18 protein-coding genes and 1 pseudogene are annotated in these 24,634 nt (G+C 37.7%); 16 read left to right on the forward strand and 3 right to left on the reverse strand.

Features of this window, described 5'->3' with window-relative positions; all coding sequences use genetic code 11:
• Positions 1-315: 315 nt before the first annotated feature.
• Positions 316-429, forward strand: a pseudogene (locus ACEPXG_RS04765) (flagellin); the annotation flags it as partial.
• Between the two features lie 81 nt (positions 430-510).
• Here the strand turns inward: ACEPXG_RS04765 and ACEPXG_RS04770 are convergent.
• Positions 511-1,416 carry an endonuclease gene (locus ACEPXG_RS04770; protein WP_391208025.1) on the reverse strand — a complete coding sequence of 302 codons (906 nt, stop codon included), beginning with the start codon at positions 1,414-1,416 and terminating at the stop codon, positions 511-513.
• A 673-nt stretch (positions 1,417-2,089) separates the two neighbouring features.
• On the opposite strand from ACEPXG_RS04770, the gene ACEPXG_RS04775 reads away from it, so the two are divergent.
• On the forward strand, positions 2,090-5,530 hold the full coding sequence (locus tag ACEPXG_RS04775) for a flagellin (protein WP_391208026.1): 3,441 nt from the start codon (positions 2,090-2,092) through the stop codon (positions 5,528-5,530).
• Positions 5,531-5,650: 120 nt separating this feature from the next.
• Here the strand turns inward: ACEPXG_RS04775 and ACEPXG_RS04780 are convergent, their stop codons facing one another.
• Both ACEPXG_RS04780 and ACEPXG_RS04785 read right to left on the reverse strand, forming a co-directional pair.
• Positions 5,651-6,337, reverse strand: a complete 687-nt coding sequence (locus ACEPXG_RS04780; protein WP_391208028.1) for an IS3 family transposase — start codon at positions 6,335-6,337, stop codon at positions 5,651-5,653.
• Positions 6,338-6,497: 160 nt separating this feature from the next.
• Positions 6,498-6,851, reverse strand: coding sequence for a transposase (locus tag ACEPXG_RS04785; RefSeq protein ID WP_391207689.1), 354 nt, complete (start codon positions 6,849-6,851; stop codon positions 6,498-6,500).
• A 740-nt stretch (positions 6,852-7,591) separates the two neighbouring features.
• Here ACEPXG_RS04785 and flaG point away from each other — a divergent pair.
• From flaG to ACEPXG_RS04855, 14 genes are all read left to right on the forward strand, one after another.
• Complete coding sequence (gene flaG / locus ACEPXG_RS04790; RefSeq protein WP_391208029.1) at positions 7,592-7,963, forward strand: flagellar protein FlaG; 372 nt, start codon at positions 7,592-7,594, stop codon at positions 7,961-7,963.
• A 14-nt stretch (positions 7,964-7,977) separates the two neighbouring features.
• Positions 7,978-9,489, forward strand: a complete 1,512-nt coding sequence (locus ACEPXG_RS04795) for a flagellar hook-associated protein 2 (protein ID WP_391208031.1) — start codon at positions 7,978-7,980, stop codon at positions 9,487-9,489.
• Positions 9,490-9,525: 36 nt separating this feature from the next.
• Entirely contained in the window at positions 9,526-9,927 is a 402-nt protein-coding gene (gene fliS / locus ACEPXG_RS04800) for a flagellar export chaperone FliS (RefSeq protein ID WP_391208033.1), read from the forward strand.
• Complete coding sequence (locus ACEPXG_RS04805) at positions 9,924-10,277, forward strand: hypothetical protein (RefSeq protein ID WP_391208035.1); 354 nt, start codon at positions 9,924-9,926, stop codon at positions 10,275-10,277. Before fliS ends, ACEPXG_RS04805 begins: the two co-directional genes overlap by 4 nt.
• Positions 10,278-10,333: 56 nt before the next feature.
• Entirely contained in the window at positions 10,334-10,720 is a 387-nt protein-coding gene (locus ACEPXG_RS04810) for a hypothetical protein (RefSeq protein WP_391208037.1), read from the forward strand.
• Positions 10,721-10,938: 218 nt separating this feature from the next.
• A complete protein-coding gene (locus ACEPXG_RS04815; protein WP_391208038.1) occupies positions 10,939-12,714 on the forward strand; it encodes a putative bifunctional diguanylate cyclase/phosphodiesterase in 1,776 nt (591 codons plus the stop codon).
• A gap of 278 nt (positions 12,715-12,992) precedes the next feature.
• A complete protein-coding gene (locus ACEPXG_RS04820; RefSeq protein WP_391208040.1) occupies positions 12,993-13,754 on the forward strand; it encodes an NlpC/P60 family protein in 762 nt (253 codons plus the stop codon).
• 16 nt (positions 13,755-13,770) lie between these two features.
• Positions 13,771-15,459 (forward strand): methyl-accepting chemotaxis protein, encoded by a 1,689-nt coding sequence (locus tag ACEPXG_RS04825; RefSeq protein WP_391208042.1) that lies wholly within the window; start codon positions 13,771-13,773, stop codon positions 15,457-15,459.
• Positions 15,460-15,747: 288 nt separating this feature from the next.
• A complete protein-coding gene (locus ACEPXG_RS04830) occupies positions 15,748-16,179 on the forward strand; it encodes a hypothetical protein (protein ID WP_391208044.1) in 432 nt (143 codons plus the stop codon).
• A 998-nt stretch (positions 16,180-17,177) separates the two neighbouring features.
• Entirely contained in the window at positions 17,178-18,845 is a 1,668-nt protein-coding gene (gene ilvD, locus ACEPXG_RS04835; RefSeq protein ID WP_391208046.1) for a dihydroxy-acid dehydratase, read from the forward strand.
• Positions 18,846-19,379: 534 nt separating this feature from the next.
• Positions 19,380-21,137, forward strand: a complete 1,758-nt coding sequence (ilvB, locus tag ACEPXG_RS04840; protein WP_391208047.1) for an acetolactate synthase large subunit — start codon at positions 19,380-19,382, stop codon at positions 21,135-21,137.
• On the forward strand, positions 21,134-21,649 hold the full coding sequence (ilvN, locus tag ACEPXG_RS04845; RefSeq protein ID WP_391208049.1) for an acetolactate synthase small subunit: 516 nt from the start codon (positions 21,134-21,136) through the stop codon (positions 21,647-21,649). Before ilvB ends, ilvN begins: the two co-directional genes overlap by 4 nt.
• A gap of 221 nt (positions 21,650-21,870) precedes the next feature.
• Complete coding sequence (gene ilvC, locus ACEPXG_RS04850) at positions 21,871-22,905, forward strand: ketol-acid reductoisomerase (protein ID WP_391208051.1); 1,035 nt, start codon at positions 21,871-21,873, stop codon at positions 22,903-22,905.
• Complete coding sequence (locus ACEPXG_RS04855; protein ID WP_391208052.1) at positions 22,892-24,439, forward strand: 2-isopropylmalate synthase; 1,548 nt, start codon at positions 22,892-22,894, stop codon at positions 24,437-24,439. Before ilvC ends, ACEPXG_RS04855 begins: the two co-directional genes overlap by 14 nt.
• The last annotated feature ends 195 nt before the right edge of the window (positions 24,440-24,634 follow it).

Here is a 24,634-nt window from a genome sequence, read left to right on the forward strand (position 1 = left end):
TAACGGCTAGAGATAATGATCGGGTGAATTGCTGGAAACCCCTAAAACTCACTTCCCTACAACGTAGCTGGAAACGGCAAGCGTGAATGGTCGAAAAGAAGAGAGATTGGGCAATCAGCAGCCAAGCTCCTGTCTCGAAAGAGTGGAGAAGGTTCAACGACTAGGATAGACCATCTAAGGCGAAAGCTATGGTGATGAAATCCATAGGTGAAACAATGTACATCAGCATTGTGAATCCGAAGTGCCCGACCCCTAACAAATCATGTTGAGGGTGAAGATATAGTCTAGTCATTTATGAAAGTAAATGTTCGCACGATGGCGAAAGAAATGATGAACCAAACAAAGAATTCTATTCTTTCTCAAGCAGCACAAGCAATGTTGGCTCAAGCAAACCAACAACCTCAAGGAGTTCTACAACTTCTACGTTAATTTTAAATTATTTGAAAGAGACTCTAGTTTTTCTAGGGTCTCTTTTATTATTATTTGCTCATCCCTATGAAGGAGTAGATTCTAAATACTAAAACAATACTCAGTAAGTTTGCTAATCGTCAATCCAGTTTGTTGACATAGTTTTGCAAGAATGAGTTTATGTTTTTCATTTAGTTCAACTTGATAACTCTTTCTCTCCTTCTCATTATCTATTAATGAATTGAAAGTGGAAAAGGTATGTTCGAGGCAAACGATCTTATTACCCCTAGATAATAGAGTACTAAGCAGATTTAACTTTTCATTAATTTCGCGAGTAGGTTTCTCCAACTTGAATTTGGAAGGGATATAAATAGTAGTTCTTTTCGCTATTCTTCGTAAAGGTTGTTTAGGTAATGATTTTCTGTTCATTGATTCATGGAGAAAGGGTGCTATAAGATGAAGGAAGTAAATAATTTGAAATTGATCATATAATATTAAGCGGTTTTGTCCGTCTTGACTAAATTTTAACTTGAATTTATTTAAAAGCAATTGAATGAGCCAAGAATTTTCTTCACAAGAAAAGCTATCTGTTGATAAAATAACTTTCTGAACGGTGTTATTTACTTTCTTAAGATGGCCATCATCTTGATACCACCATGCTAATGCTTGATGGTTAAGATATTTTTCAATGAATTGAAATGGTAATTTCTTTTTTCCTTCCGGATACCATAGTTCGTATAAACCTGTAATGATTGGATCTGTTTTAGACTGTACAAAAAAACTCTCCGAAAAACCATTTCTAAGCCGAGTGTCTATTAATCTCTTATATGCTGGAGGATTAAGAGGGATATAGTCTCGAAGCTGAATATAGCAGTGCTTGACCCAACCAAAATCTTCTGTTCGATGCATAAATTGAAGTCTCGGCTTTCGTCCATCTTGTTTCGTAATGCAGCCATCTCCTAATAGCTTTCCACACATTAAATAGTAAAATTCACTATAGTCTTTCAAGAAATTCACCTCCATAATAATAAGAACGTATATTCTAATTGTAACATAGTGAATAAGAGGCAAATCTATTTTTCAGAAACAAATCTACACTATTCCGACAATATACTACAATTCAACCATTTTAGTTCTTCGACTTGCCAATTAAAAATATATCGTATAAATTCATCTTAATAATTACGAAGCCTCTATAAACCCTCTTTTCCTCCCACCTGTTTCTAAAATATATATCCATCCCATGTTAATAAAAAGCGTCCCTGTGTCAGGAGGAATTTATTTTTTTGTTTAGTAAAATACGATACTCTATCAGTAGTTGTAATCTATAAGGTTTCAATTTCTAATCAACCCATGTTACATAATGGAAAAAGATGAAATCGATAGGATAATTCTCGACATTCGCAGATTCTACTTAATATTAAATACTATGTACCTAAGTAAAAACTGATTCTATTTTTTAAAAAAAGCTCCCCGTTCCACAGTAACTATTTGTTTAATTTATTTTTATACCACATAATTACATATTTATATTAAAAAATAACCAAGACCATCCGATATAATAGATGTATATTCATGGCTACTAAACTAATTACCTCTTTATACTAAACTAAGAGACTAAGTAAAAGGATAATTTTTCTTGTTATAAAAATAATACACCCCTAGAAGGAGTAAACGAATTATGCTTGTAAATGGGAATGGGCTATCAAAATTGTTGAATAACCAGAAGAGAAAGACTGAAACTAGCTTGCAAAAAACACTTGGAAAGCTTGCATCAGGACAGAAAATTAATGCAGCCGCTGATGATGCTTCAGGTCTAGCGATTAGTCAAAAGTTATTAGCGATTAAGCGGGGTAGCCATCAAGCGATTCGTAATGTTCAGGATGCAAGCTCACTAGTAAATACGGCAGATAGTGCAATGCAAGAAATGACAGAGGTTGTACATCGGATTCGTGAGTTGACGATTCAAGCGATGAATGGCACGAATACACAAGTTAGATCAAATTTAGATCCATTGACACCAGCTGATACGCTCGTTATTCAAAATGAGATTGATCAGTTAAAGAAAAATTTGAATGAAATCGTTCAAAATACGGAGTTCAATAGTATAAAACTGCTGACAAATAAGACCCCAGGTAACTATGTTTACGAAAATCGAACAGCTTCCAAAACAATTCAATTGTTAAGTTCTTCCCAAAATCATATGGTCGATAGGGATTATAATACGGTCGGCCACAATAAGATTGACCCCATTACTGTAACGAATTCTAACAATATTACAGTGCAACCAACAACAACTAGAGCTACTACAATTCCTGAAACATATATTGCCTCGACCGTTGTCGATCATAACCCAAGATGGTCAATAGATGGTGAGTCGATTGTCTTTTCATCAAGCCGTGATGGTGGACAATATGTAGTACCAGCTGATGGTGTAAGTGATCCAGTCGATAATACAGTTGCTGTTTTGGGGCAACAAACAAACAGTAGTAATGGTTTATTAAGGCTAACAAATTTAGGTTCCACTTTAGCTTTAGATAAATACTCGAATGGTAGTTGGACTAGAGTTCAAAGTATTACAGATTACAATACAAATGATGGAAGTGGTGGGTATAGTTTTTCACCTAAAGTGGACGGAAACGGGAACACAGCATTCGTTTATTCGGACTCTCAAGGGAATATAAAAAAAGTCAATGTTAATCAAAATAATCTAACCGTAACTAGTGCAGCAAGTAATGTAATACCGACTACAGATATACTGCATCTTCCGCCTACTAATAATACAATAACACTACCGGATTCACCCGATATTTATCGGATGAACACAGGAGATGCTTCCTTGCGAATTCAAAAAGTAAATGAGAGCGGAGCACGGGAATTGACTTATTGGGATGGAGTAGGTGTGGCACCGGATGATGGATACTATATGGTGTCAGGTAAATCAATTACTTTTTACGGAGATTCGATAATCGGAAATGAATCTGTTGATAATGCACAGGATTATTATCGTTTTTCATATGTAGGAGATTCGTTTCAAAATAATATTTACACTACTTCTATTCCCTTAAGTGCAGAGGTCTATAATATGAATGGAGAGGATGGCCCGCGTTCCTTAAAAATCAGTGTAGGTGGAACAGAAGTTACAAAATCTCAACTCCTTTCAGCAAGACCTTCGGAGGTGGAAGGTACAAATGGTGTTTTTGTAGATACGGTAAATGGAAAGGTCGAGTTTTATGGAAGCCTTCGTCCGTCAGCTAGTGAAAGTGTGCAAATTGAGTATTTTACGGATGTGGATGGTCGAAATGGTGTTCAAACGTATACGATAAACTCGAATATTGATACGTATAATTTGAAGGACACCGATCTTTCATCGAATAGAGCGTTACGGGTGTATATCGATGGTACAGAAATTACTTACGATGATACTAAAACAAATGGCTACACGTACGAAAATGGTCGTATAAATTTATATGGAAATGCCCGTCCTGATGTAGCAGCGATTCCAAAGATTAAAATAGATTATGTATATGACAATACAAGTACATCAAAAGAAGTTTATGGAATCCCTTTAAGCTCTTATCCAGAAGTTTACAATCTAGGTAGCAATGTATCACCGAGTTCTATACGTGTATACCGTAATAATGGAGAGGAAATTGCTTATTCGGATACAGATGGTTTTCTATATAATTCAACTACGAATAGCATAGAACTTTATGGAACAGGACGTCCGAATACCGGAGATAAATTTTCAGTTAAAATGATTGTTCCGACTGGTGATGCGATGAAATTTGATGACAAGGTAGAAATCCCATTAACTTACAATCCAGAAACATATGGAACTCCTAATCCCATAACCTTTAGGGTGATGGTGGACGGAACTGAAGTAAATTATGATGAAACAAAAACGAACGGCTATTTTTATAATACTGGTTCTCAAAAAATAGAACTATATGGCGATGCCCGACCGGATGCTGGGCAATCTATTGGTCCAGAGGTGGATATATATTATGTATTCGAAAGTCCCGCAACGAAAGTGGGTAATGATTCTTATGACTTTCGTCTATTAAACACAACACTTGATTATGGTGTAAAAGACCAATCTGAGCCTAGAGCTATTCGGGTCTATCAAAAAGGAATTGAAGTACCCTACGATGCCGATAATGGATTCACTTATGATAGTGATACGAATCTGCTTTCGCTACACGGTACCTACCGCCCATCTAAAGATAATGGTACAGGGGATTATCAAATTTATTCGATCACATCGGATGATCTTCAAAATTATGTGCCACAAGGTTCTTATATTTATAAGGTAGAGATGAATGGGCAGGTAATTCCAAAAACGAATACGCTAATACAGAATGGTTATTTGTATAATGGACAGCAAGTAGAACTAATTGGAAACGTCCGACCTGATATTACAAATCTGACTTCTGAAATAAATTTAAATGTCCAATATTATCAGTCTTTAGATATTTCATTGAATGCAAATATGCCAGATGGATATTTTCATCATTATTGCGAACATGAATCAAGTGAAGCGTTGATGGAATCTGAAATTGATCCGAACTTTTTTGCTGTGACACTTGACGGAAATGTCCTATCTAATGAACAATATTATTTTCATGATAATAAAATATTTTTAAAACATGATTCGCTAATGCTCTCGTTGGGTTCCCATATATTAGCCGTAGATTATCGTGCTAGACAGGGGACCGAATATGCTTCCAATGATTTTACATTCCAAGTAGGAGCGAATGCTGGGCAAAGTTTAAAAGTCGAGATTGCATCTTTTGATAATATGCTACGTGACACAAATGTTATCTGTGTTCGAAATTATGAAGATGCAACGAAAGGGTTGAGAGTTATTGATGATGCCCTGAAGTTTATCCTAGGTGAACTTGGCTCAGTCGGGGCAACACAAAACCGTTTAGATCATATCGCCTCAAATCTTGCGGTAATGGAGGAAAACACAATAGCCTCTATGAGCAGACTTCAAGATTCTGACATGGCTAAGCAAGCGATGGATCTTGTTAAAGAACAACTATTATTGCAGGCTCAACAGGCGCTAACTTCACAAGTTCAACAATCTTCAGCGCAAGTGCTAGAATTGTTGAAGTAATATCCGTATTGTGCAGGTGATCCACAGAAGATAAGCACCCTGTTCCATGGAAAACGCGTCCCTGGGAAAACGCGTCCCTGTAGTCTAGCCCCTATTTTATGGACAGTGTAGAATTGTGCATTAGCTAGCTGAATGTTTTAACTTTAAATAAGCAGTTGGACTTAAATAACCCAGTCTTTTTTGACCACGGTTTTCGTTAAAATATGCAATGTATAAGAGTAAATCTTTCTTTACCTGTTTGGCATTATCTGTCGCATACAAGTGCGGGAATTCTGTCTTTAATTGCGAAAAAAAGCTCTCAATTACAGCGTTATCCCAGCAGTTTGCCTTCCGAGACATACTTGGTGAAAAGTGAAGTTTCTTGGCAAGATTTTTATACTTAAAAGACTTATAGACACTTCCTTGATCAGAGTGAATGATTACGTTTGTTAAGTCGGGCAACTTTCTAGTTTTCATTGCTTGTTTAACAGTAGTTTCTACCAGGTTTGCAGTTGGACTATCGCTCATTTCAAATGCAATAATTTCTCGATTACAAAGATCCATGATTGCAGAAACGTAAAATTTATCTTCTTCCACTGTAATCTCAGATAGATCGGTAACCCATTTACGATTGGGCAGCGAAGCATCAAAATCTCTATTAAGAAGGTTTGGATATACCCGGTCAGATTGTGCATCTTTCTTAGATTGGAAGTACTTCTTAACTCGAATTTTAGATTTAATATTCATCTCATTCATTAATCGCTGTACACGCTTGTGATTAATTACATGATCGTGGTTAGCTTTCAGTTCACCAGCAATTCTTTTCACGCCAATGGTGCCACCAGTAAAATCATATAAGCTTTGGATGACCGTAATATCGATTTGATCCGCTCAGAAAGAGACTTTTGAGGTTGTGCCATATAGTTGTAATATCCACTGGTTGATACTTTTAATGTTTTACAAAGTGTAGTTACTGGATAATCCTTTCTCAAGGCCGTAATGGCTTCGAAGCACTTCTTTTTTCGTTCTCCTTGAGAAAGGCCTGGAACTTTTTTAAGATTTCATTTTGTATCAATTGCTCCTTGTACTTCTTTTCTATATCTCTTAATCTATTTAGTTCTGCAGTGTGTTCAATCAAATCTGATTTCTCATAGTGTGAGAGAAGTGCATCTTCACCATGTTCTCTGTAAAGTTTCAGCCACCCTGTCAATGAATTAATATGAATTTCCAGTTCGTCCGCGACATCTTGCCTGTTACGTTTATTCAGACGTACTTCATTTACTGCAAATAACTTTTGTTCATATGTGAGTTGACGTTTTTTTGTTTTCTTACGAATGTTCATGATCATGCCCCTCTCAGATGGTTGTATTTACACAATTATAACACTCTATGTGTCCATTATAAGGGGGTCGACCACTGTGTCAGAAACAATTCTACACTATTCTGACAATAGACTACAATTCACTACCAGTACATTAAATATATTTCTCTATACTGAACAAGGGTTACCCCTATTCTTTTCGCAAAAAACTGTAAATAATGTAAGGTGCCAGGTATTAACACAATTCTAACTGCTAAACCATGGCGATGAAATCCGTAGTGCGTCCATCAGACGTTCGAAGTGTCCAACCCCTACATGTCCCACTTGAGGATGAAGATATAGTCTATTCTATAATCGAACGACATACCGGCAAAGCAAGCCAACCAATAACATGAGGCATACTTCAATTATTACTTTAATCTGGTTTACAAAACGCGGTCCTATACTAGGATCGTGTTTTTATTAACGTGTCCCTGTGTTAGAAACTATTCTACACTATTCTGACAATACGCTACAATTCAGTTTCAATAGAAAGCAAAGCATAAGCAATCATATTTCCCCCGTAAAGTTTTTCTCTTTAGATTACCCCCGATAAAGTTCATCCCTATTTTATTCTCACTCTCCTAATATATTTGTTTAACTGATGATAAATAGCTCCTGCAACCAAAAACCACAACTTTATGTCAATAGGTTGTTAATAACATTTGTCTATAACCGATATATAAACTAAGGCATGTACTTATCAAGGGGGCACGATTTGTATGGTTAATCGAATAACGGATTCTGCTATATCCGTTCCATTTAATATGACATCCAAAGTAGTTGAGGGAGAGTCATTTGAAGAGCCGGTTGTTTTTATTTCTGCTCACACTTCTGATTCAAAGGGAAATGCAGAGCAAGATTTTTTACCTGCTGAAAAAGCCAAGAAGATGACAGATAGTATGAACAAGTTTTTAGAGACAACTAATACGGAACTACGTTTTAAATATCATGAAAAGCTAAATACGTATTATGTGACGTTAATAAACTCCAAAACGGATGAAGTAGTTCGAGAAATTCCATCAAAGAAGATGCTAGATATGTACGCAGCGATGCAGGATTTTATGGGGCTTTTTGTAGATAAAAAAATATAAGGGTTGGTGATTTCATGCGTATTACTGGTTTAGCAAGTGGTATGGATACGGAGTCGATGATTAAGGATTTAATGAAGGCACAGCGTTTGCCGTTAAATAAAATCATGCAAAAGAAGCAATACATGGAGTGGCAACGAGATGATTATCGCTCTATCAATAAAAAGATATTTGATTTTCGAAATTTAACGAGCGATACAATGCTTCGTCAATCGACTTATATAAAAAAGATAGTAACTAGCTCAGCACCTGACGATGTAAGTGTACGTAATGTAAGTTCGACTAGTGATTTTACTGGGAAGATAAATGTACAGCAACTTGCAGAAGCAGCTACTATACAAAGCTCAGAAAGAGTTCTTGCTGCAAATGCTGATTTGAGTCAGAAACTAAAGAATAATTCCTCAGTGACTGTCCCATCATCTTTTACTATTAAAGCTATCAAACAGGATGGGACGCTAGACTCAAAAAAAGTGGAAATTGATGAAAACTCAACTATGCAAAGCGTTCTAGATGATATTAATAAAAACACAGGAGTCAATACATTTTATGATTCATTCACTGGAAAGATAGCATTTACAGCAAAAAATAGTGGGGAAATTCCAAATACTTTAGATCAAAATGGAGATGTTCTAGTTAACCCACCGGAAATAGTTATTGAAGGAGATACTAATAATTTCTTGAAGATGGATAAAGTTAAACCTTCGGATGGTAAAAACGCCATTTTCATCTTCAACGGTTTAAAAACGGAACGTCAGTCCAACACATTCCAAATCAACGGCTTTGAAGTGTCCTTGAAAAAAGCGAGTAAATCAGACATTACTTTCAGTTCAGCACCAGACACGGATAAGATTCTTGAATCCGTAACTAAATTTGTCGACGAATATAACAAGTTAATCGAAAACCTAAACAGTAAGATTCGTGAAACAAAGTATAGGGATTTTCAACCTCTTTCAACGGAACAAAAAACAGATATGAAAGAAAAAGAAATTGAACTTTGGGATGAAAAAGCAAAAAGTGGCACGCTAAAAAACGATAGCACGATTTCAAACGCACTTAACAAAATGCGATCTGATCTAAATGCTGCGGTTGGTGGCGTTGCAGGTGCGAAAATGTTAAATGATATTGGTATTTCTACTTCATCTAGCTATTTGGAAAACGGCAAATTAGTTATTAATGAAGCAGAGTTAAGGAAGGCCATATCGGAAGACCCTAATCAAGTGTATAACCTTTTTGCCGCAGATGGTCCGACCGACGCAGATAAGGGATTGGCCCGAAAGTTAGTTGCAACGTTAGATAGTACGCGAAAACAAGTCATCGAAAAAGCGGGTACGGATTCTGCTGTCAGCACGACGTTTGCTCTAGGGCGTACATTAAAAGGTTTTGATGATCAAATTTCGAAATTCGAAAGTCGTCTTCAAATGATAGAAAGTCGCTATTACAAACAATTCTCCGCGATGGAATCTGCAATTCTTCGTGCGAATAACCAATCCAGCTATTTAATGAATGCATTTGGCGGCGGACAACAATAATTACGGTACAAGCGTTACAAAAAGAGGAGTGTTTTCATGGCTGTAAATAATCCATACAAAGCCTATCAACAAAATAGTGTGACTCAATCTACTCCTGGCGAGTTGACACTCATGTTGTATAATGGCTGTTTAAAATTTTTGAACCAAGCGAAAAAAGGTATAGAAACAAAAGATATAGAGTTAAAAAATACAAATATCCAAAAAGCACAAAATATTTTGCGTGAACTGATGATTACGCTTGATATGTCTGTACCTATCTCAAAATCCTTGGTTGCTTTATATGAATATATGCTTAATCGTTTAGTGGAAGCTAATATTCAAAACGATCCAGCTAAAGTGGATGAAGTGATTGGATATACGACGGAGTTTCGTGATACTTGGAAGCAAGTTATTCAAATTAATCGTCAAAAACAATATGGCTCCACAGGTGAAGTATGATTCGGGATAGTCTAAAGACTTGGAGAAATGCGACAGAACTTTTAGTTCGCATTTTGGATGTGCGAGATGAAGAAAAGCGTGATGCCGTGATTGAACAAATGGAGAAGTTGTTAGATGAACGAGATGCCTTGCAGCCATCCATTCAAGCACCTTTTACTAATGAAGAAGAAGCATTTGGGAAAGACCTACTCCCATTAGAAGCAGCACTTCAAGAAAAATTGAAGTTGTTTATGAATGACATTCGCCTCAATATTACAGAACAACAAAAGAAAAAAGTGTCCGTACATGCCTATATGGATCCTTATGCTCAAGTATATCGAGATGGCACATTTTACGATAAGAAAAATTAGTATGCAAACCGTGATCTAGCAAATGCTTTGCCGGTTTTTTAGAGGGAGTCTACAACATGTCAACTTTCATAGAAGAACATTTACAACTAGTCCATCAATATCGTGAAATGCTAGAATCTATCGAGGAAGGCTTCCAATATGTATTGGCTAGTTTTCAAGATTACTCTAAAACAGAAGGTGACTTGGTACTTAGTGATATCTTTACTGCCTTTGTACGAATTGTACAGGTAAATCAAGATTTGTCCGTCCTATTTCAAGATAATACTTCCATTGTTGAAGCGATAAATTCTTTTGATGAAGTTGTTTTAGCGGCTGATAAAATGGATGGTTTATTTGAAAAATCACAAGAGAAACAAGAGATAGTATCCAAGTTTCTATATCCTGCATTTGAACAATGGCGTCAAAAGATCAAACCACTTCTAATAGAACTTACACAAGTTTAATCGTAAAGCTTCAAGATAATCAAAATCTTGGAGCTTTTTTCTATATTTAAAACTTCTCTCTTATAATCCAATTTTCGATTCACCAGATTAAAATGGATGCATATTTTACATAAATACTCACTATTCTACAAATTCATACAATTAGACTTATTATTCTAATAAATTTAGTTTATAATTGTGGTAATATATTCTTCAAAAGGAAGGGGGTATTTCGTAATATGAATACTTTAGTAAACTCAATAGTAGATAGCGATAAGAACCGGAAGAGACTTGATCAAATGTTGGAAATGGGCCAAATGCATAATCTATCTTTACATGAAGCTCTATGTGAAGTTTGTCACAAATCGTCGATGCTCTTAGAAGTGGATCAAGTGTCTATTTGGACGCTTTCTAGTGATTGCTCTACACTTACTAAAATCGCTTCTTCTATTCAAATGGAGGATGAAGTTTCAGAGGTGCATCAAAAAGAATATCCAAGCTACTTCGAATTAATGAAGGCAGCGGATTTTTGGTCTGCAGAGCAAATGGACGAGAAAATTTTTCCAATATCTACGCATTCTAATTGGTTAGAGTTTAAACTTACTGATCAGAAAGACTTTCATGGAGTATTAAGTATTCGTTACTCGACCAGGAGAGAATGGTTAGATGATGATTTATTTGTACTGCCATCAATTGTTCATTCTATTATGCTATTAGTGGAAAGAGAATCATATAAAAGGCTTGCAATGGTAGACGCTTTGACAGGCCTTCGAAATTTAACTTCCTTTTTAGAAGAAACAACGGAAAGAATGACAAAAGTTGATGAAACAATGGATACCTACTTTATCTACCTTAAAATAGATCTTTTTCAAGATATTCAAGATGTACTAGGAATTGATGGAGCGGATGAAGTTTTAAAAGAGGTAGCGCTGCGAATTCAAACGCTATTTCCTGCACCTTACTTAACTGCAAGGATCGGTTTTGATCATTTTGCCGTTTATTTTGATACAGCTAATAAGCCGCAAATGGGAGAGCGATATTTTGAAAAGGCTGACGAGGCGCTAGCTAGGCAAATAATGGTCGGTGATCAAGAAGTATATTTAACCTATTCTATTGGTTTCAGCCAATTCCCACAGCATGGAAATAACGCGAAAGCTTGTTTAAATGCAGCACAAATAGCTTTAAATAATGGACGAAAGAAATTTTCAAGAAATGCACAAACTTTTTACCAACCTGAAATGTATACATCGATGTCGAATGATTTGCACACCGAGATGAACCTTCGGAAAGGGATAGAATCCAATGAGTTCGAACTATATTATCAACCAAAAGTGAACTGCGAGGATGGATCAATTGCTGGTTTCGAAGCGCTTATTAGGTGGAATCATCCAAAACTCGGTATTAGAGGACCGATGGAATTTATCCCAATTGCAGAATCGACAGGATTAATAATACCGATCGGTGAGTGGGTTATTACACAGGCATTGAAACAATTAGCATTGTGGGATAAAGGACATCGCAAACAGTACACTATTTCCATTAATATTTCATCTCGGCATTTTTTGCATAATGACTTTCCTAAGTACTTGTTGAGCCAAGTGGATTATTACAAAGTTTCGCCAAGTCGACTAGTTATTGAGATTACGGAAAGCGTTGCGATGATGGAATATGAAACAGTGAAGGAACGAATTCATTATTTAAATGAGTTGGGATTTTCAGTTAGCATAGACGACTTTGGCACAGGTTTTTCTGCTTTTGTTTATTTGCAACATTTTCCTATAAAAGAAATTAAAATTGACCGTCAGTTTATTCAAGAAATTGAAAGTGATGATAAGAGTTTAAGCATTACAAGGACAATTATTAATCTTGCAGAGCAACTTTCGTTAAGAGTGGTTAGTGAAGGTGTAGAAACAATCGAGCAATGGGAAAAACTTAAAATGTTAGGGTGTCACGAACTCCAAGGTTTTTATTTTTCAAAGCCGCTGAAAATCAAAAAAATAGAAGAATTATATTAAGACCTTTTTTGAATCTACTTTTAGTAAGTGAAGGAACTGAAAAACACTAAGTGAGTATTTTTTTAGTAACTATTTGCTGAATATTAACTTCTCGTAAAAGGATTTAGTGGGACGGTAATTTTATTTGAAACTAGATTGCGAAGGGGGAAATCTCTTCTACTACGATTAATTGCAAATAAACCATATTTCCTGGGCAATATCTTTCACAAAAATAGTAGTGAGATATTAATAGATTAATGTTATCATTAACGTACTAGTAAATTAGAAGGAGGGTCTATATGTTTAAAAAAGTGCTATTAGTAACGGTACTAATGTTCTCGTTCGCAGCGACAGCCAGTGCAAGTGCTAACACGTTATATGAAGTAAAAAAAGGGGACTCTTTATCCAGTATTGCCAAAACATATAAGATAACCGTGATCGACTTGTTGACATGGAATAAGTTGTCGAAAGATAGTATTTTTGTGAAGCAAAAATTAATTATACAAAAGCCTACAATTGTTAAGACATCAACTAAACCACCGCAAACGGTTGTAGCTACGAAACCTGTTTCACCGGTTAAACCACAAACTGTTGAGAAACCGGTTCAAGTAAAAGCCGAACAACTTATTACAAGTCCTGGTCCTCTACTTGATGAAGCAAAACAACTATCTTTAAGTGGACAAGCAATTTATCATTTAGTTGGAAATTTTGCAGAACGTATGCAAGGCATCCCTTATTTGAATGCAGGAACTACTATGGCTGGTTTCGATTGTAGTGGATTTATTTACTTTGTTTATACTCAAGCTGGATTGAAGATTAGTCGTCAAAGTAGCGAAAGTTATTTTGCTAATAGTGCTACTGTTACAAATCCGGTTGTTGGAGACTTAGTGTTTTTTGAGAATACATATGGCATAGGGATTTCCCACATGGGAATCTACATAGGTAATAATGAATTTATTCATGCAGGCACTAAAGGCGTGGAGAAGGCAAAATTAGATTCTATTTATTGGAAGGAACATTTTGTTGGGTACAAACGATTGTACTCCGTTAGTGAAAATTAAAGAATAGGGGTTATATATGAAATGGTCAATAGGTAAAAAAATGTGGATGGGATTTTCTTCTATTTTAATAATAATGATTATCATGGTAGTTTTAGCCCTTTTAACGATCTCTGATAGTAGTAATAAATATAAATTTCTATTGGATGATCGCGTAGTGAAAATAAACCTAATGAAGGAAATTGAGATTTCTCAAAAAAATATGACTCAAAGTTCAATGGAGTATTTATTGTTTACTACAGACGCTTCGAAAAAAGGGATAACAGAGAATTTGCAAATTACCGAGAATCTAGCAAAGGAACTGAGAGGAAAACTTTTCTCACCAGATACAATAGAATTGATGAATAGTTTCGATAAAAAGTTAGCTACCTTTGCCGCAAAAAATCAAGAGATTATTTTAGCAAAAGAGAAAAATGACACAATGGGTATTAGTAAACTCTCTTCAGATGCGAAATCTATTAGTAATGAAGAGTTGAAAATTTTAGGAGACATCAAACAATTTTTGAATGATGATATGGAGAAAACTAGAAAAGAAATTAATAGTTATGCGAAAGCTGTCACCATTTTTTTTATAGGAATAACTTTATTAGCTATTTTGTTAGGAATTGTATTAGCTTATTTCATTAATAAAAGTATTTCTCGTCCAGTTAAAAGAGTTACTGCTGGAATGGCAGAGATTGCGAATGGGAATTTATTAGTTGAACAAATTATCATCAAAAACAAAGATGAAGTCGGTGAAATGGCGACTGCGTTCAATATGATGTCCAATGATCTTCGAGCGATTGTGGCGAGTGTAAGAGATTCTTCCATGCAGCTTGCTTCGAATGCAGAAGAACTGTCTGCGAGTTCAGAGGAAAGTTTAGCCTCTTCTCAAATGGTGGCAAAGTCAGCCGAGGAACAAATGGTAACAAGTGAACAACAAGTGCGACATATGAATTCTTCTGTCCAAGCGATGACTGAATTGACTCAGGGAGTTGGACAAATTTCTATAAGCAATGAAGAAATGTTATATGCTGCAGATGATGTCCAAAAATTAGTGAAAAAAGGTTCAGGAGTAGTGCAAGAAGTAGCTACCCAAATGAATACAATTCATAAAACGTTTGTAGACACAACGATTATTATGAATAATATGGCGAAGCACTCGGATGAAATTCAAAGCATTACTTCGCTCATTACAGCTATTTCCGAACAAACGAACTTACTTGCTTTAAATGCAGCTATCGAAGCAGCACGTGCTGGTGAGTATGGGAAAGGATTTGCTGTTGTTGCAGAAGAAGTGCGTAAACTTGCAGAGCAATCGAAAAAATCGGCAACAGAAATCGCTTCAATGGTTCAACTCATTCATTCAGCTTCTAGTGATGCGGTAAAAGCAATCACAGACGGTGAAGTTAAAGTGGACGAAGGACTTTCGAAAACAAATGAATCCATGGACGTATTTAAAGAAATCGAAACAGCAGTTGGAGAAGTTGGCATCAGAGTGGAATCTGTTTCCGCAGCGATCGAGCAAATTCAAGCCATGGCGGAATCCGTATCTGAGGGGTCACTCGAAGTTCAACGCCTTGCTGCAATGGCTGCAGACGGCGCAAATGATACAAGTGCAGCTACCGAAGAACAGCTTGCCGCGAATGAAGAAATAACTGCAAATGCACAGTCATTATCAGATCTTTCAGAAATTCTTCAAAACAATGTAAGTCACTTTAAAATCTAATTTACTTATTAAGAAATGCCCTCAATTCGTGATATGTGAATTGATGGCGTTTTTACGTGGAAATAGATATTGCCTATTCATATATTGAGAGGGAGAGATAATGTTGCTAGTAAGCGTCAGAATTGTAGCGAGTAACCGCCAAAAAGTTGCGCGTAAGTAAGTCTATATTGCGAGAATGGAAGATTAAGTTGCGAATAACAAAATATTAGGCATAGCACTCTATTTTCCTCTATTAGACACAATAAGAGACGATGGAATACCGTATAATAAGCGTAGGTGATAAATTCTATGTACAAAATAATATTGTTCATTCATATAATAAGTGCGATTCTTTCTATCGGCCCTTTCTTTGTTCTTTTTGCTGTAATAAATCAAATGAAAGGGAAAAATGGGAAAGTGCTTGTTTCGCAAATACAAGTTTTTCAAGCTGCAATCAGAATCGTGAAGCATGCGGGACATGTGCTAGTTGTATCTGGAATTCTGCTAATGTGGCAAGGGAGTTGGCCATGGTCTACGTCATGGGTAGTCATGACGATTGTTGTGATGATCAGCTCAATTGTTTTTCTTGCAAAGGCATTTAAGCCGAAAATTCGACAATTCTATGCAGGGATAATAGATTCGAATGTTCTAATTCAAAAGTTGCGACTTTCTTTATGGCAGTATATTTTCATTTTACTAATCATGCTTTGGTTCATGGTTGCAAAGCCAAATATTTGGTAATCGGCTCTTTCTCGTAATTGAGAAAGGGTCTTTTTTATTAATTCGAGGCAGATGGATAGATGAATTTGCGTTACGGGGTAACGAACTCGCGAAATGCAGTCGACAAGGTGAAATTGTGCTTTGAATTTGCGATATAGAGAGTTGATCTTGCGTTACGGGGTAATGAACTTGCGAAAAGCGGTCGACAAGGTGAAATTGTGCTTTGAATTTGCGATATAGAGAGTTGATCTTGCGTTACACGAGCTTGAATTTGCGCTACGGGGTAACGAACTTGCGAAATGCGGTCGACAAGGTGAAATTGTGCTTTGAATTTGCGATATAGAGAGTTGATCTTGCGCTACGCGAGCTTGAATTTGCGCTACGGGGTAATGAACTTGCGAAATGCGGTCGATAAGGTGAAATTGTGCTTTGAATTTGCGATATAGAGAGTTGATCTTGCGCTACGCGAGCTTGAATTTGCGTTAAGGGGTAACGAACTCGCGAAATGCGGTCGATAAGGTGAAATTGTACTTTGAATTTGCGATATAGAGAGTTGATCTTGCGCTACGCGAACTTGAATTTGCGTTACGGGTTAACCAACTTGCGAAATGCGGTCGACAAGGTGAAATTGTGCTTTGATCTTGCGCTACGGGGTAATGAACTTGCGATTAGCGGCCATAATTTTGCGATTCGCAAAAAAATTCCAATATAAACTTCGCTCCACTCTTTCTCGTCTCCCATATGTTCCTACTTAACTTTCTATTCCCATTTACTTTAACAAAATGTTCACAATTATTTTTCAGCATACAAAATGCGATATATCGCGAATGTAAGCGATTACACGATAAAAGAATATTCGAAACTAACTGATTATTTTAAAAAAGGGTATTGACTCCCCATTTTAAAGGCGATATGATAGCAACAATATATAAAAGATTGTGAGAAAATTCACAATCGAAAATTAAAAGGAAATCTAAAATTACACGCTACATAAACGGTAAGTATAGGGGCGATTGAAATTGAGAAGTGACATGATTAAAAAGGGCGTTGATCGAGCTCCTCATCGTAGTTTACTTTATGCGACTGGAGTAAAGACAAAGGATTTAGATAAACCATTCATTGGTGTTTGTAACTCTTATATTGATATTATTCCAGGGCATATGCATTTGAATAAGTTTGCGGAAGTCGTGAAAGAGGCCATTCGTGAAGCCGGTGGTATTCCATTTGAGTTCAACACGATTGGAGTGGATGATGGGATTGCAATGGGGCATATCGGGATGAGGTATTCACTTCCGAGTCGTGAATTGATTGCAGACTCTGCGGAAACGGTTATTAACGCACACTGGTTTGATGGGGTGTTTTACATTCCAAACTGTGACAAAATCACACCAGGTATGTTGATGGCGGCAGTAAGAACGAATGTCCCTTCTGTATTTGTTTCGGGTGGTCCGATGGAAGCTGGAACGTCAGCTGACGGAAAACAACTTTCCTTAACCTCTGTTTTTGAAGGGGTCGGTTCTTATAAGAATGGATCTATGTCAGCGGAGCAACTACTCGATATCGAACAAAATGCATGTCCAACATGTGGTTCCTGTTCAGGGATGTTCACAGCGAACTCGATGAACTCTTTAATGGAAATGCTCGGTGTCGCATTACCGGGTAACGGTACGATCGTGGCGACATCGGATGAACGTCATCGCCTCATAAAAGAAGCTGCACATCATTTAGTGCGAATGATTAAAGAAGATGTAAAGCCGAGAGATTTGATTACAAAAGCAACGATTGATGATGCATTTGCGCTTGATATGGCAATGGGTGGTTCAACGAATACGGTTCTCCATACGCTAGCAATCGCGCATGAAGCAGAAATTGAATACGACGTGAAAGAAATAAATGAAGTAGCGAAAAGAATTCCTTACTTATCCAAAATAATGCCAGCTTCAGATTACTCCATGCACGATGTACATCTTGCAGGAGGGGTCAGCGCTATTATAAAAGAACTTTGTGAGATTCCAGGAGCTGTTCACCCGGATCGCTTAACGATTACAGGTAAAACACTCTATGAGAATGTGAAAGAATCAGAGATTACAAATGATCAAGTCATACGCAGAAAAGAAAATCCATATAGTCCTGTAGGTGGCTTATCCGTCCTTTTCGGTAATATTGCTCCTGAAGGCGGAGTAATTAAAGTAGGGGCTGTGGATCCTTCGATTAAAGAATTTACTGGGAAAGCAATTGTGTTTGATTCACAAGAAGCGTCACAGGAAGCAATTGATAATGGAACTGTGCAAGCAGGTCATGTAGTAGTCATTCGCTACGAAGGTCCGAAAGGTGGACCAGGGATGCCTGAAATGCTTGCTCCAACGTCAGCCATTCAAGGTCGCGGGTTAGGAACGAAAGTGGCACTCATAACAGATGGTCGATTCTCCGGCGCATCTCGAGGGATTTCCATTGGACATATTTCTCCAGAAGCTGCAGATGGCGGACCAATTGCATTAGTAGAGAACGATGACATTATCGCTATTGATTTAACAAATAGAACGATCGAGTTACTAGTTAGCGAAGAAGAATTAGCTGCAAGAAAAGAAAACTTACAACCATTTGAACCAAAAATTAAAAAAGGCTATTTAGCAAGATATTCGAAGCTCGTCACATCTGCAAGCACAGGTGGGGTTATGAAGATCTAGACGCCAAAGTGAACTTAAATAACATAATAGTATAAATCATTGATGAGGCAAAAGTTAGAGGAAACTTGTATTTACAGAGAGCCGGTAAAGCTGGGAACCGGCAATACAACCTTTAGCGACATCCCCTCGGAGTGAAGTATTGAACGGGAAACCTTTTAGATGCTTCCGGGTGTAGTAAAACGCTACTCTCGTTATAAATGGATGTCTGGCTTTTGCTAGTTGTCTGCGAGGTAGCGGTTGCGCTACGAACTAGGGTGGTACCATGAAAAGAATTTCATCCCTATACAAAAGAACGAAGGTTTCTTTGTGTGGGGAGAAATTCTTTTCTTTTTTATAGATTAAGCGCAAAATCCTCCGGGGAGTATCTCAGAAAACCCCAGAGTATCTCAGAAAATCTGTGGAGTATCTCAGAAAACCTTAATATATCCCTAGGTTTGTCTTGTTCAGCCATTTATTGGATTTTATCTTCAAAAAGTTCCTAATGGTCAATATTTATAAGTTATGAAACTGGACGATTTGAATAAAAAGGAGGAAATGATGATGAAGGTAACCGTTGAAGAAACAGTTGAAATGTATGAAGAGCCCGAAACGGCTGAAGCTCCTAAACAATTGAACGGGGCAGATGTTTTTATCAAAACATTGAAACAGCATCAAGTTGAAGTAGTTTTTGGGTATCCGGGTGGTGCTGTATTACCGATTTACGATGCGCTACATAAAAATCCAATTCGACATATTTTAGCTCGTCATGAACAAGGAGCTATCCACGCGGCAGAGGGCTATGCACGTGTATCAGGGAAGGTAGGGGTCGTGATTGCGACGTCTGGCCCTGGAGCTACGAATGTCGTAACTGGAATTGCAGATGCAATGATGGATTCGATTCCACTTGTTGTATTTACTGGGCAAGTTGCAACTACCGTTATCGGGACAGATGCTTTTCAGGAAGCGGATATAATCGGCATCACGCAACCAATAACGAAACATAATTACCAAGTAAAAGATGTAGCTGATTTTCCTAGAATTATTAACGAAGCTTTTCATATTGCTTCCACAGGTCGTCCAGGACCAGTTGTTGTAGATATTCCAAAAAATATGGCAACAAGTATTTTTGTTACAAATGAAGATTACACGAATGAAGTAAATCTTCCTGGTTATCAACCGACGACTACACCAAATTTTTTACAAATACAAAAAGCAGCGAAAGCTATTTCAAAAGCAAACCAACCACTTATCCTTGCAGGTGCAGGCGTATTGTTTGCAAAAGCATCTGACCAACTAGCAGAATTTGCGGAAAAATATCAAATCCCGATAACAAATACCCTTTTGGGGCTTGGAGGCATCGAAGGAAATCATCCACTATTTTTAGGGATGGCAGGAATGCATGGAACATACACAGCAAATATGGCGATTCAAACATGTGATTTACTGATCAATGTCGGAGCACGGTTTGATGACCGTTTAACTGGTAACTTAGCTCATTTTGCACCGAATGCAAAAGTGATTCACATTGATATAGATCCCGCTGAAATTGGTAAGAACGTGCATACTGAAATTCCGATTGTAGCAGATGCGAAAGAAGCATTAACTGCATTACTTGAACAAAATGCACCAAATGGGAATACTGCTGCATGGTTAGAAAGCTTGCATGTCAATCAAGAACAGTTTCCTTTATTCTATGAAGCTAGTGAGGAGAGAGGTTTGCTTCCACAGCAAGTTTTGCAACTGGTGCATGAATACACAAATGGAGATGCAGTTGTTACGACTGACGTAGGGCAGCATCAAATGTGGACTGCACAATATTATAAATTTAACCAACCACATAACTGGGTAACTTCTGGTGGGCTAGGCACGATGGGATTTGGTTTCCCGGCAGCTATTGGAGCACAGATTGCCAAACCAAATGCAAAAGTAGTATCAATTGTTGGGGATGCAGGTTTCCAAATGACACTTCAAGAATTATCGCTTCTTCAGGAAATGCGCATTCCCGTAAAAGTAATCATTTTGAACAATCAAGCACTTGGAATGGTTAGACAATGGCAAGAAACTTTCCATGAAGAGCGTTATTCGCAATCACTAATGCCGATTCAACCAGATTTTGTGAAACTTGCCGAAGCTTATGATATCAAAGGCTACAAAATCGAAACGTATGAAGAAGCAAAAGTGCAGTTAAAAGAAGCGCTTGCATCGGATGAACCAGTATTAATCGATTGTCGAGTTGTTCAAAAAGAAAGTGTCTTTCCAATGGTTGCTCCAGGTAAAGGACTACATGAAATGATTGGAGTGAAGGCCGAATGAAACGAATTATTACGGTAACTGTGTTAAATCAAAGCGGTGTTTTAAACCGAGTTACTGGCCTACTCATGAAGCGTCAGTTCAATATTGAAAGCATTACAGTAGGGCATACGGAACAACCGCAAATTTCGAAAATGACGTTTGTCGTAAATGTGGAAGACGAACAAAAGCTAGAACAATTGTTAAAACAGCTTCAAAAGCAAGTAGATGTGTTAAAAGTAAATGATATTTCAGAGAAGGCAATTGTTGTTCGGGAGTTGGCGCTCGTGAAAGTCGTGTCGCCACCAGCTGTAAGAGCGGAGATCAATAGTATTGTGGAACCGTTCCGAGCTGCTACCATCGACACCGGAAAAAATGTCGTAACATTCCAGGTGACAGGTCATCCTGAAAAGATTGATGCATTTATTGATTTGCTCAAGCCTTATGGCATTAAAGAGCTAACTAGAACAGGCGTTACTGCATTTGTTCGTGAAACACAGAAATTAAATACACCACAGTTATCTATTTTGCAATAAAGAAATGCGGTAAACGCCGTTAAGCTGCGACAAGCAAATGGCAGTTTACGAGGAGGCAGTACTTCAGCCACCGCAGTAAACTGACATTTGACCTCGAGCACACGCTCTTATTGCGACGAGCTATGCGCAGGAGCAGCTGGCGTTTGAAGCTGGACAGCAAATAAGTAATAAAGTTTATACTTTCATATATTTAAAAACCCAAATTCGAGGAGGAAATGACAATGGCTAAAATGTATTACAACGGAGATATCAACGAAGGACTTTTAAAGGATAAAACAATCGCAATCATCGGTTACGGATCACAAGGTCATGCACATGCACAAAACTTAAAAGATTCAGGCTTTAACGTAGTTGTTGGTATTCGTGAAGGAAAATCATTCGATCAAGCAAAAGAAGACGGATTGGAAGTTTATTCGGTAAAAGAAGCTGCTGAAAAAGCAGAAGTTATCATGGTTTTATTACCGGATGAAAGACAAAAAGCTGTATATGAAGCAGAAATTCAACCCGCTTTAACTGCAGGAAAATCTTTAGTATTCGCTCATGGTTTCAACGTCCATTTTGGTCAAATTACCCCTCCAGCAGATGTCGATGTATTCTTAGTAGCACCAAAAGGTCCTGGACATTTAGTACGTAGAACATTTGAGGCGGGTGCAGGGGTACCAGGTTTATTCGCAGTATATCAAGATGCTTCTGGCCAAGCAAAAGATGTTGCATTAGCTTACGCAAAAGGTATCGGAGCTGCTCGTGCAGGTGTTCTTGAAACAACATTCAAAGAAGAAACAGAAACGGATCTTTTTGGAGAACAAGCAGTACTTTGTGGTAGTACAACTGCAATCGTAAAAGCTGGTTTTGAAACGTTAGTAGAAGCTGGATACCAACCGGAGCTTGCATACTTCGAGACATTACACGAATTAAAACTAATCGTTGACTTAATGTACGAAGGAGGAATGGCTACGATGCGTTCTTCTATCTCGGATACAGCTGAATGGGGAGATTTCGTATCAGGTCCACGTATCATTGATGCTTCCGTTAAAGATCGCATGAAAGACGTATTAACGGACATACAAGACGGTACATTTGCAAGAGAATGGATCAAAGAAAACGAAACAGATCGTCCAAAATACAATGCCATCAAAAAAGCGGAATCGGAACATCAAATCGAAGTGGTTGGGGCTAAACTTCGCGAAATGATGCCATTTATCAATGAAGGGAAAAAACAAGTCAAGAAAGAAGTGGTGACCAGTGCGCAAAATTGATATTTTCGACACAACGCTACGTGATGGAGAGCAATCCGCAGGGATAAACCTAAACACACAAGAAAAGTTAGAAATTGCTCGTCAGCTTGAGAAGTACGGAGTTTCCATCATAGAGGCAGGATTTCCTGCTTCTTCTCCTGGAGACTTTGAGGCTGTCAAACAAATTGCTGGCACCGTAAAAAACTCGATTGTGACAGGTTTGGCTCGTTCCATTAAAAGTGATATAGAAACTTCTTGGGAAGCGTTAAAAGGTGGGGTACAACCGCATCTTCATACGTTTATCGCCACATCTCCTATCCACATGCAATATAAGTTGAATAAAACACCGGAGCAAGTGATTGAAATTGCAGTAGAATCGGTGAAATTAGCAAGAAAGTATTTCCCACTTGTCCAGTGGTCAGCAGAAGATGCAACCCGCTCGGATCGTGACTTTCTAGTTCGTATTATGAATGAAGTAATTAAAGCTGGAGCAACAACGATTAATATTCCAGATACAGTGGGTTATGCTTCTCCAATTGAGTACGGCTCTTTATTCAGATATTTAAGTGAAAATGTAACGGGTATTGAAAAAGTGAAGCTGTCTGCACACTGTCATGATGATTTAGGATTAGCAACAGCAAACACGCTTGCAGCAATTGAAAATGGTGCAACGCAAATAGAAGGAACGATTAACGGAATTGGTGAACGTGCTGGAAACGTAGCAATAGAAGAAATTGCAGTAGCATTACATATTCGAAACGATTATTACCAAGCAGAATCAGGCATTGTGTTAAAAGAAACGAAACGCACAAGTCAGCTTGTTAGCAAGTTAACAGGAGTTGTTATTCAACCAAACAAAGCTATTGTTGGGAAAAATGCATTCGCACATGAATCTGGTATTCACCAAGATGGTATGTTGAAAAATCCTGAAACGTATGAAATCATCACACCTGATTTAATAGGTGATGTAGCGACAGAACTAGTACTTGGAAAACATTCGGGTCGTCATGCATTCTTTGATCGTGCAAAACAAATGGACTTCCATTTAAGTGATGAAAAGCTAAATGCAGCTTTTGTTGCCTTTAAAAAGTTAGCAGATCGTAAGAAAGAGATTACAGAGGAAGATTTATTTGTTTTATTAACAGATCAACAAGTCCAAACTTCTGAAGCAGAAGTGTATGAATTAGAAAGCGTGCAAGTGCAATATGGTACATCTAATATTCCTACTGCAACGGTTCAAGCGAAAACACCATCTGGTGACGTGGAAGTTGTCTCTTCTACAGGCGCAGGATCAGTAGAAGCCATCTTCAATACACTAGAAAAGCTTGTGAACGGGAAAGTTCATATTATTGATTATCGTGTATCTTCCGTATCGAAAGGAAGAGACGCACTTGGCGAAGCAGTTATTAACTTAAGTTTTAATGATGTTATTTCCACGGGTCGCAATGCTTCCCAAGATGTATTAGAAGCTTCTGCAAAAGCGTATTTGAACGCGATTAATCGCCAGATAGTAAAAGCACATTATCAAGAGCAACGAGAAGCGGTAACACAATAAATTAGGAAAAGCGGAAGGCGCCGGATTAGCCGCGACAGAGTTCTTCTGCGACGAGCTTTGCGCAGGAGCAAGCAAATGGGGAATGAGGTAGGTCTGCAAAGTGCGCCACATCCTGTGGCAAAGCAGACATGACCCGCTTCGTGCGGGCCCAGGAGGCAGCTCTTCAGCCACCGCAAACGCTTTTGTTTGCGACGA

The organism is Psychrobacillus sp. L4, assembly GCF_042944905.1.
Taxonomy (GTDB): domain Bacteria; phylum Bacillota; class Bacilli; order Bacillales_A; family Planococcaceae; genus Psychrobacillus.

Bases quoted from the DNA above. Each gene is read 5' to 3' on its own strand.
- ACEPXG_RS04775 (WP_391208026.1), top strand. From the start codon at position 2,090: ATGCTTGTAAATGGGAATGGGCTATCAAAATTGTTGAATAACCAGAAG.
- ACEPXG_RS04785 (WP_391207689.1), bottom strand. From the start codon at position 6,851: ATGAACATTCGTAAGAAAACAAAAAAACGTCAACTCACATATGAACAA.
- flaG (WP_391208029.1), top strand. From the start codon at position 7,592: ATGGTTAATCGAATAACGGATTCTGCTATATCCGTTCCATTTAATATG.
- ACEPXG_RS04795 (WP_391208031.1), top strand. From the start codon at position 7,978: ATGCGTATTACTGGTTTAGCAAGTGGTATGGATACGGAGTCGATGATT.
- fliS (WP_391208033.1), top strand. From the start codon at position 9,526: ATGGCTGTAAATAATCCATACAAAGCCTATCAACAAAATAGTGTGACT.
- ACEPXG_RS04805 (WP_391208035.1), top strand. From the start codon at position 9,924: ATGATTCGGGATAGTCTAAAGACTTGGAGAAATGCGACAGAACTTTTA.
- ACEPXG_RS04810 (WP_391208037.1), top strand. From the start codon at position 10,334: ATGTCAACTTTCATAGAAGAACATTTACAACTAGTCCATCAATATCGT.
- ACEPXG_RS04815 (WP_391208038.1), top strand. From the start codon at position 10,939: ATGAATACTTTAGTAAACTCAATAGTAGATAGCGATAAGAACCGGAAG.
- ACEPXG_RS04820 (WP_391208040.1), top strand. From the start codon at position 12,993: ATGTTTAAAAAAGTGCTATTAGTAACGGTACTAATGTTCTCGTTCGCA.
- ACEPXG_RS04825 (WP_391208042.1), top strand. From the start codon at position 13,771: ATGAAATGGTCAATAGGTAAAAAAATGTGGATGGGATTTTCTTCTATT.
- ACEPXG_RS04830 (WP_391208044.1), top strand. From the start codon at position 15,748: ATGTACAAAATAATATTGTTCATTCATATAATAAGTGCGATTCTTTCT.
- ilvB (WP_391208047.1), top strand. From the start codon at position 19,380: ATGATGATGAAGGTAACCGTTGAAGAAACAGTTGAAATGTATGAAGAG.
- ilvN (WP_391208049.1), top strand. From the start codon at position 21,134: ATGAAACGAATTATTACGGTAACTGTGTTAAATCAAAGCGGTGTTTTA.
- ilvC (WP_391208051.1), top strand. From the start codon at position 21,871: ATGGCTAAAATGTATTACAACGGAGATATCAACGAAGGACTTTTAAAG.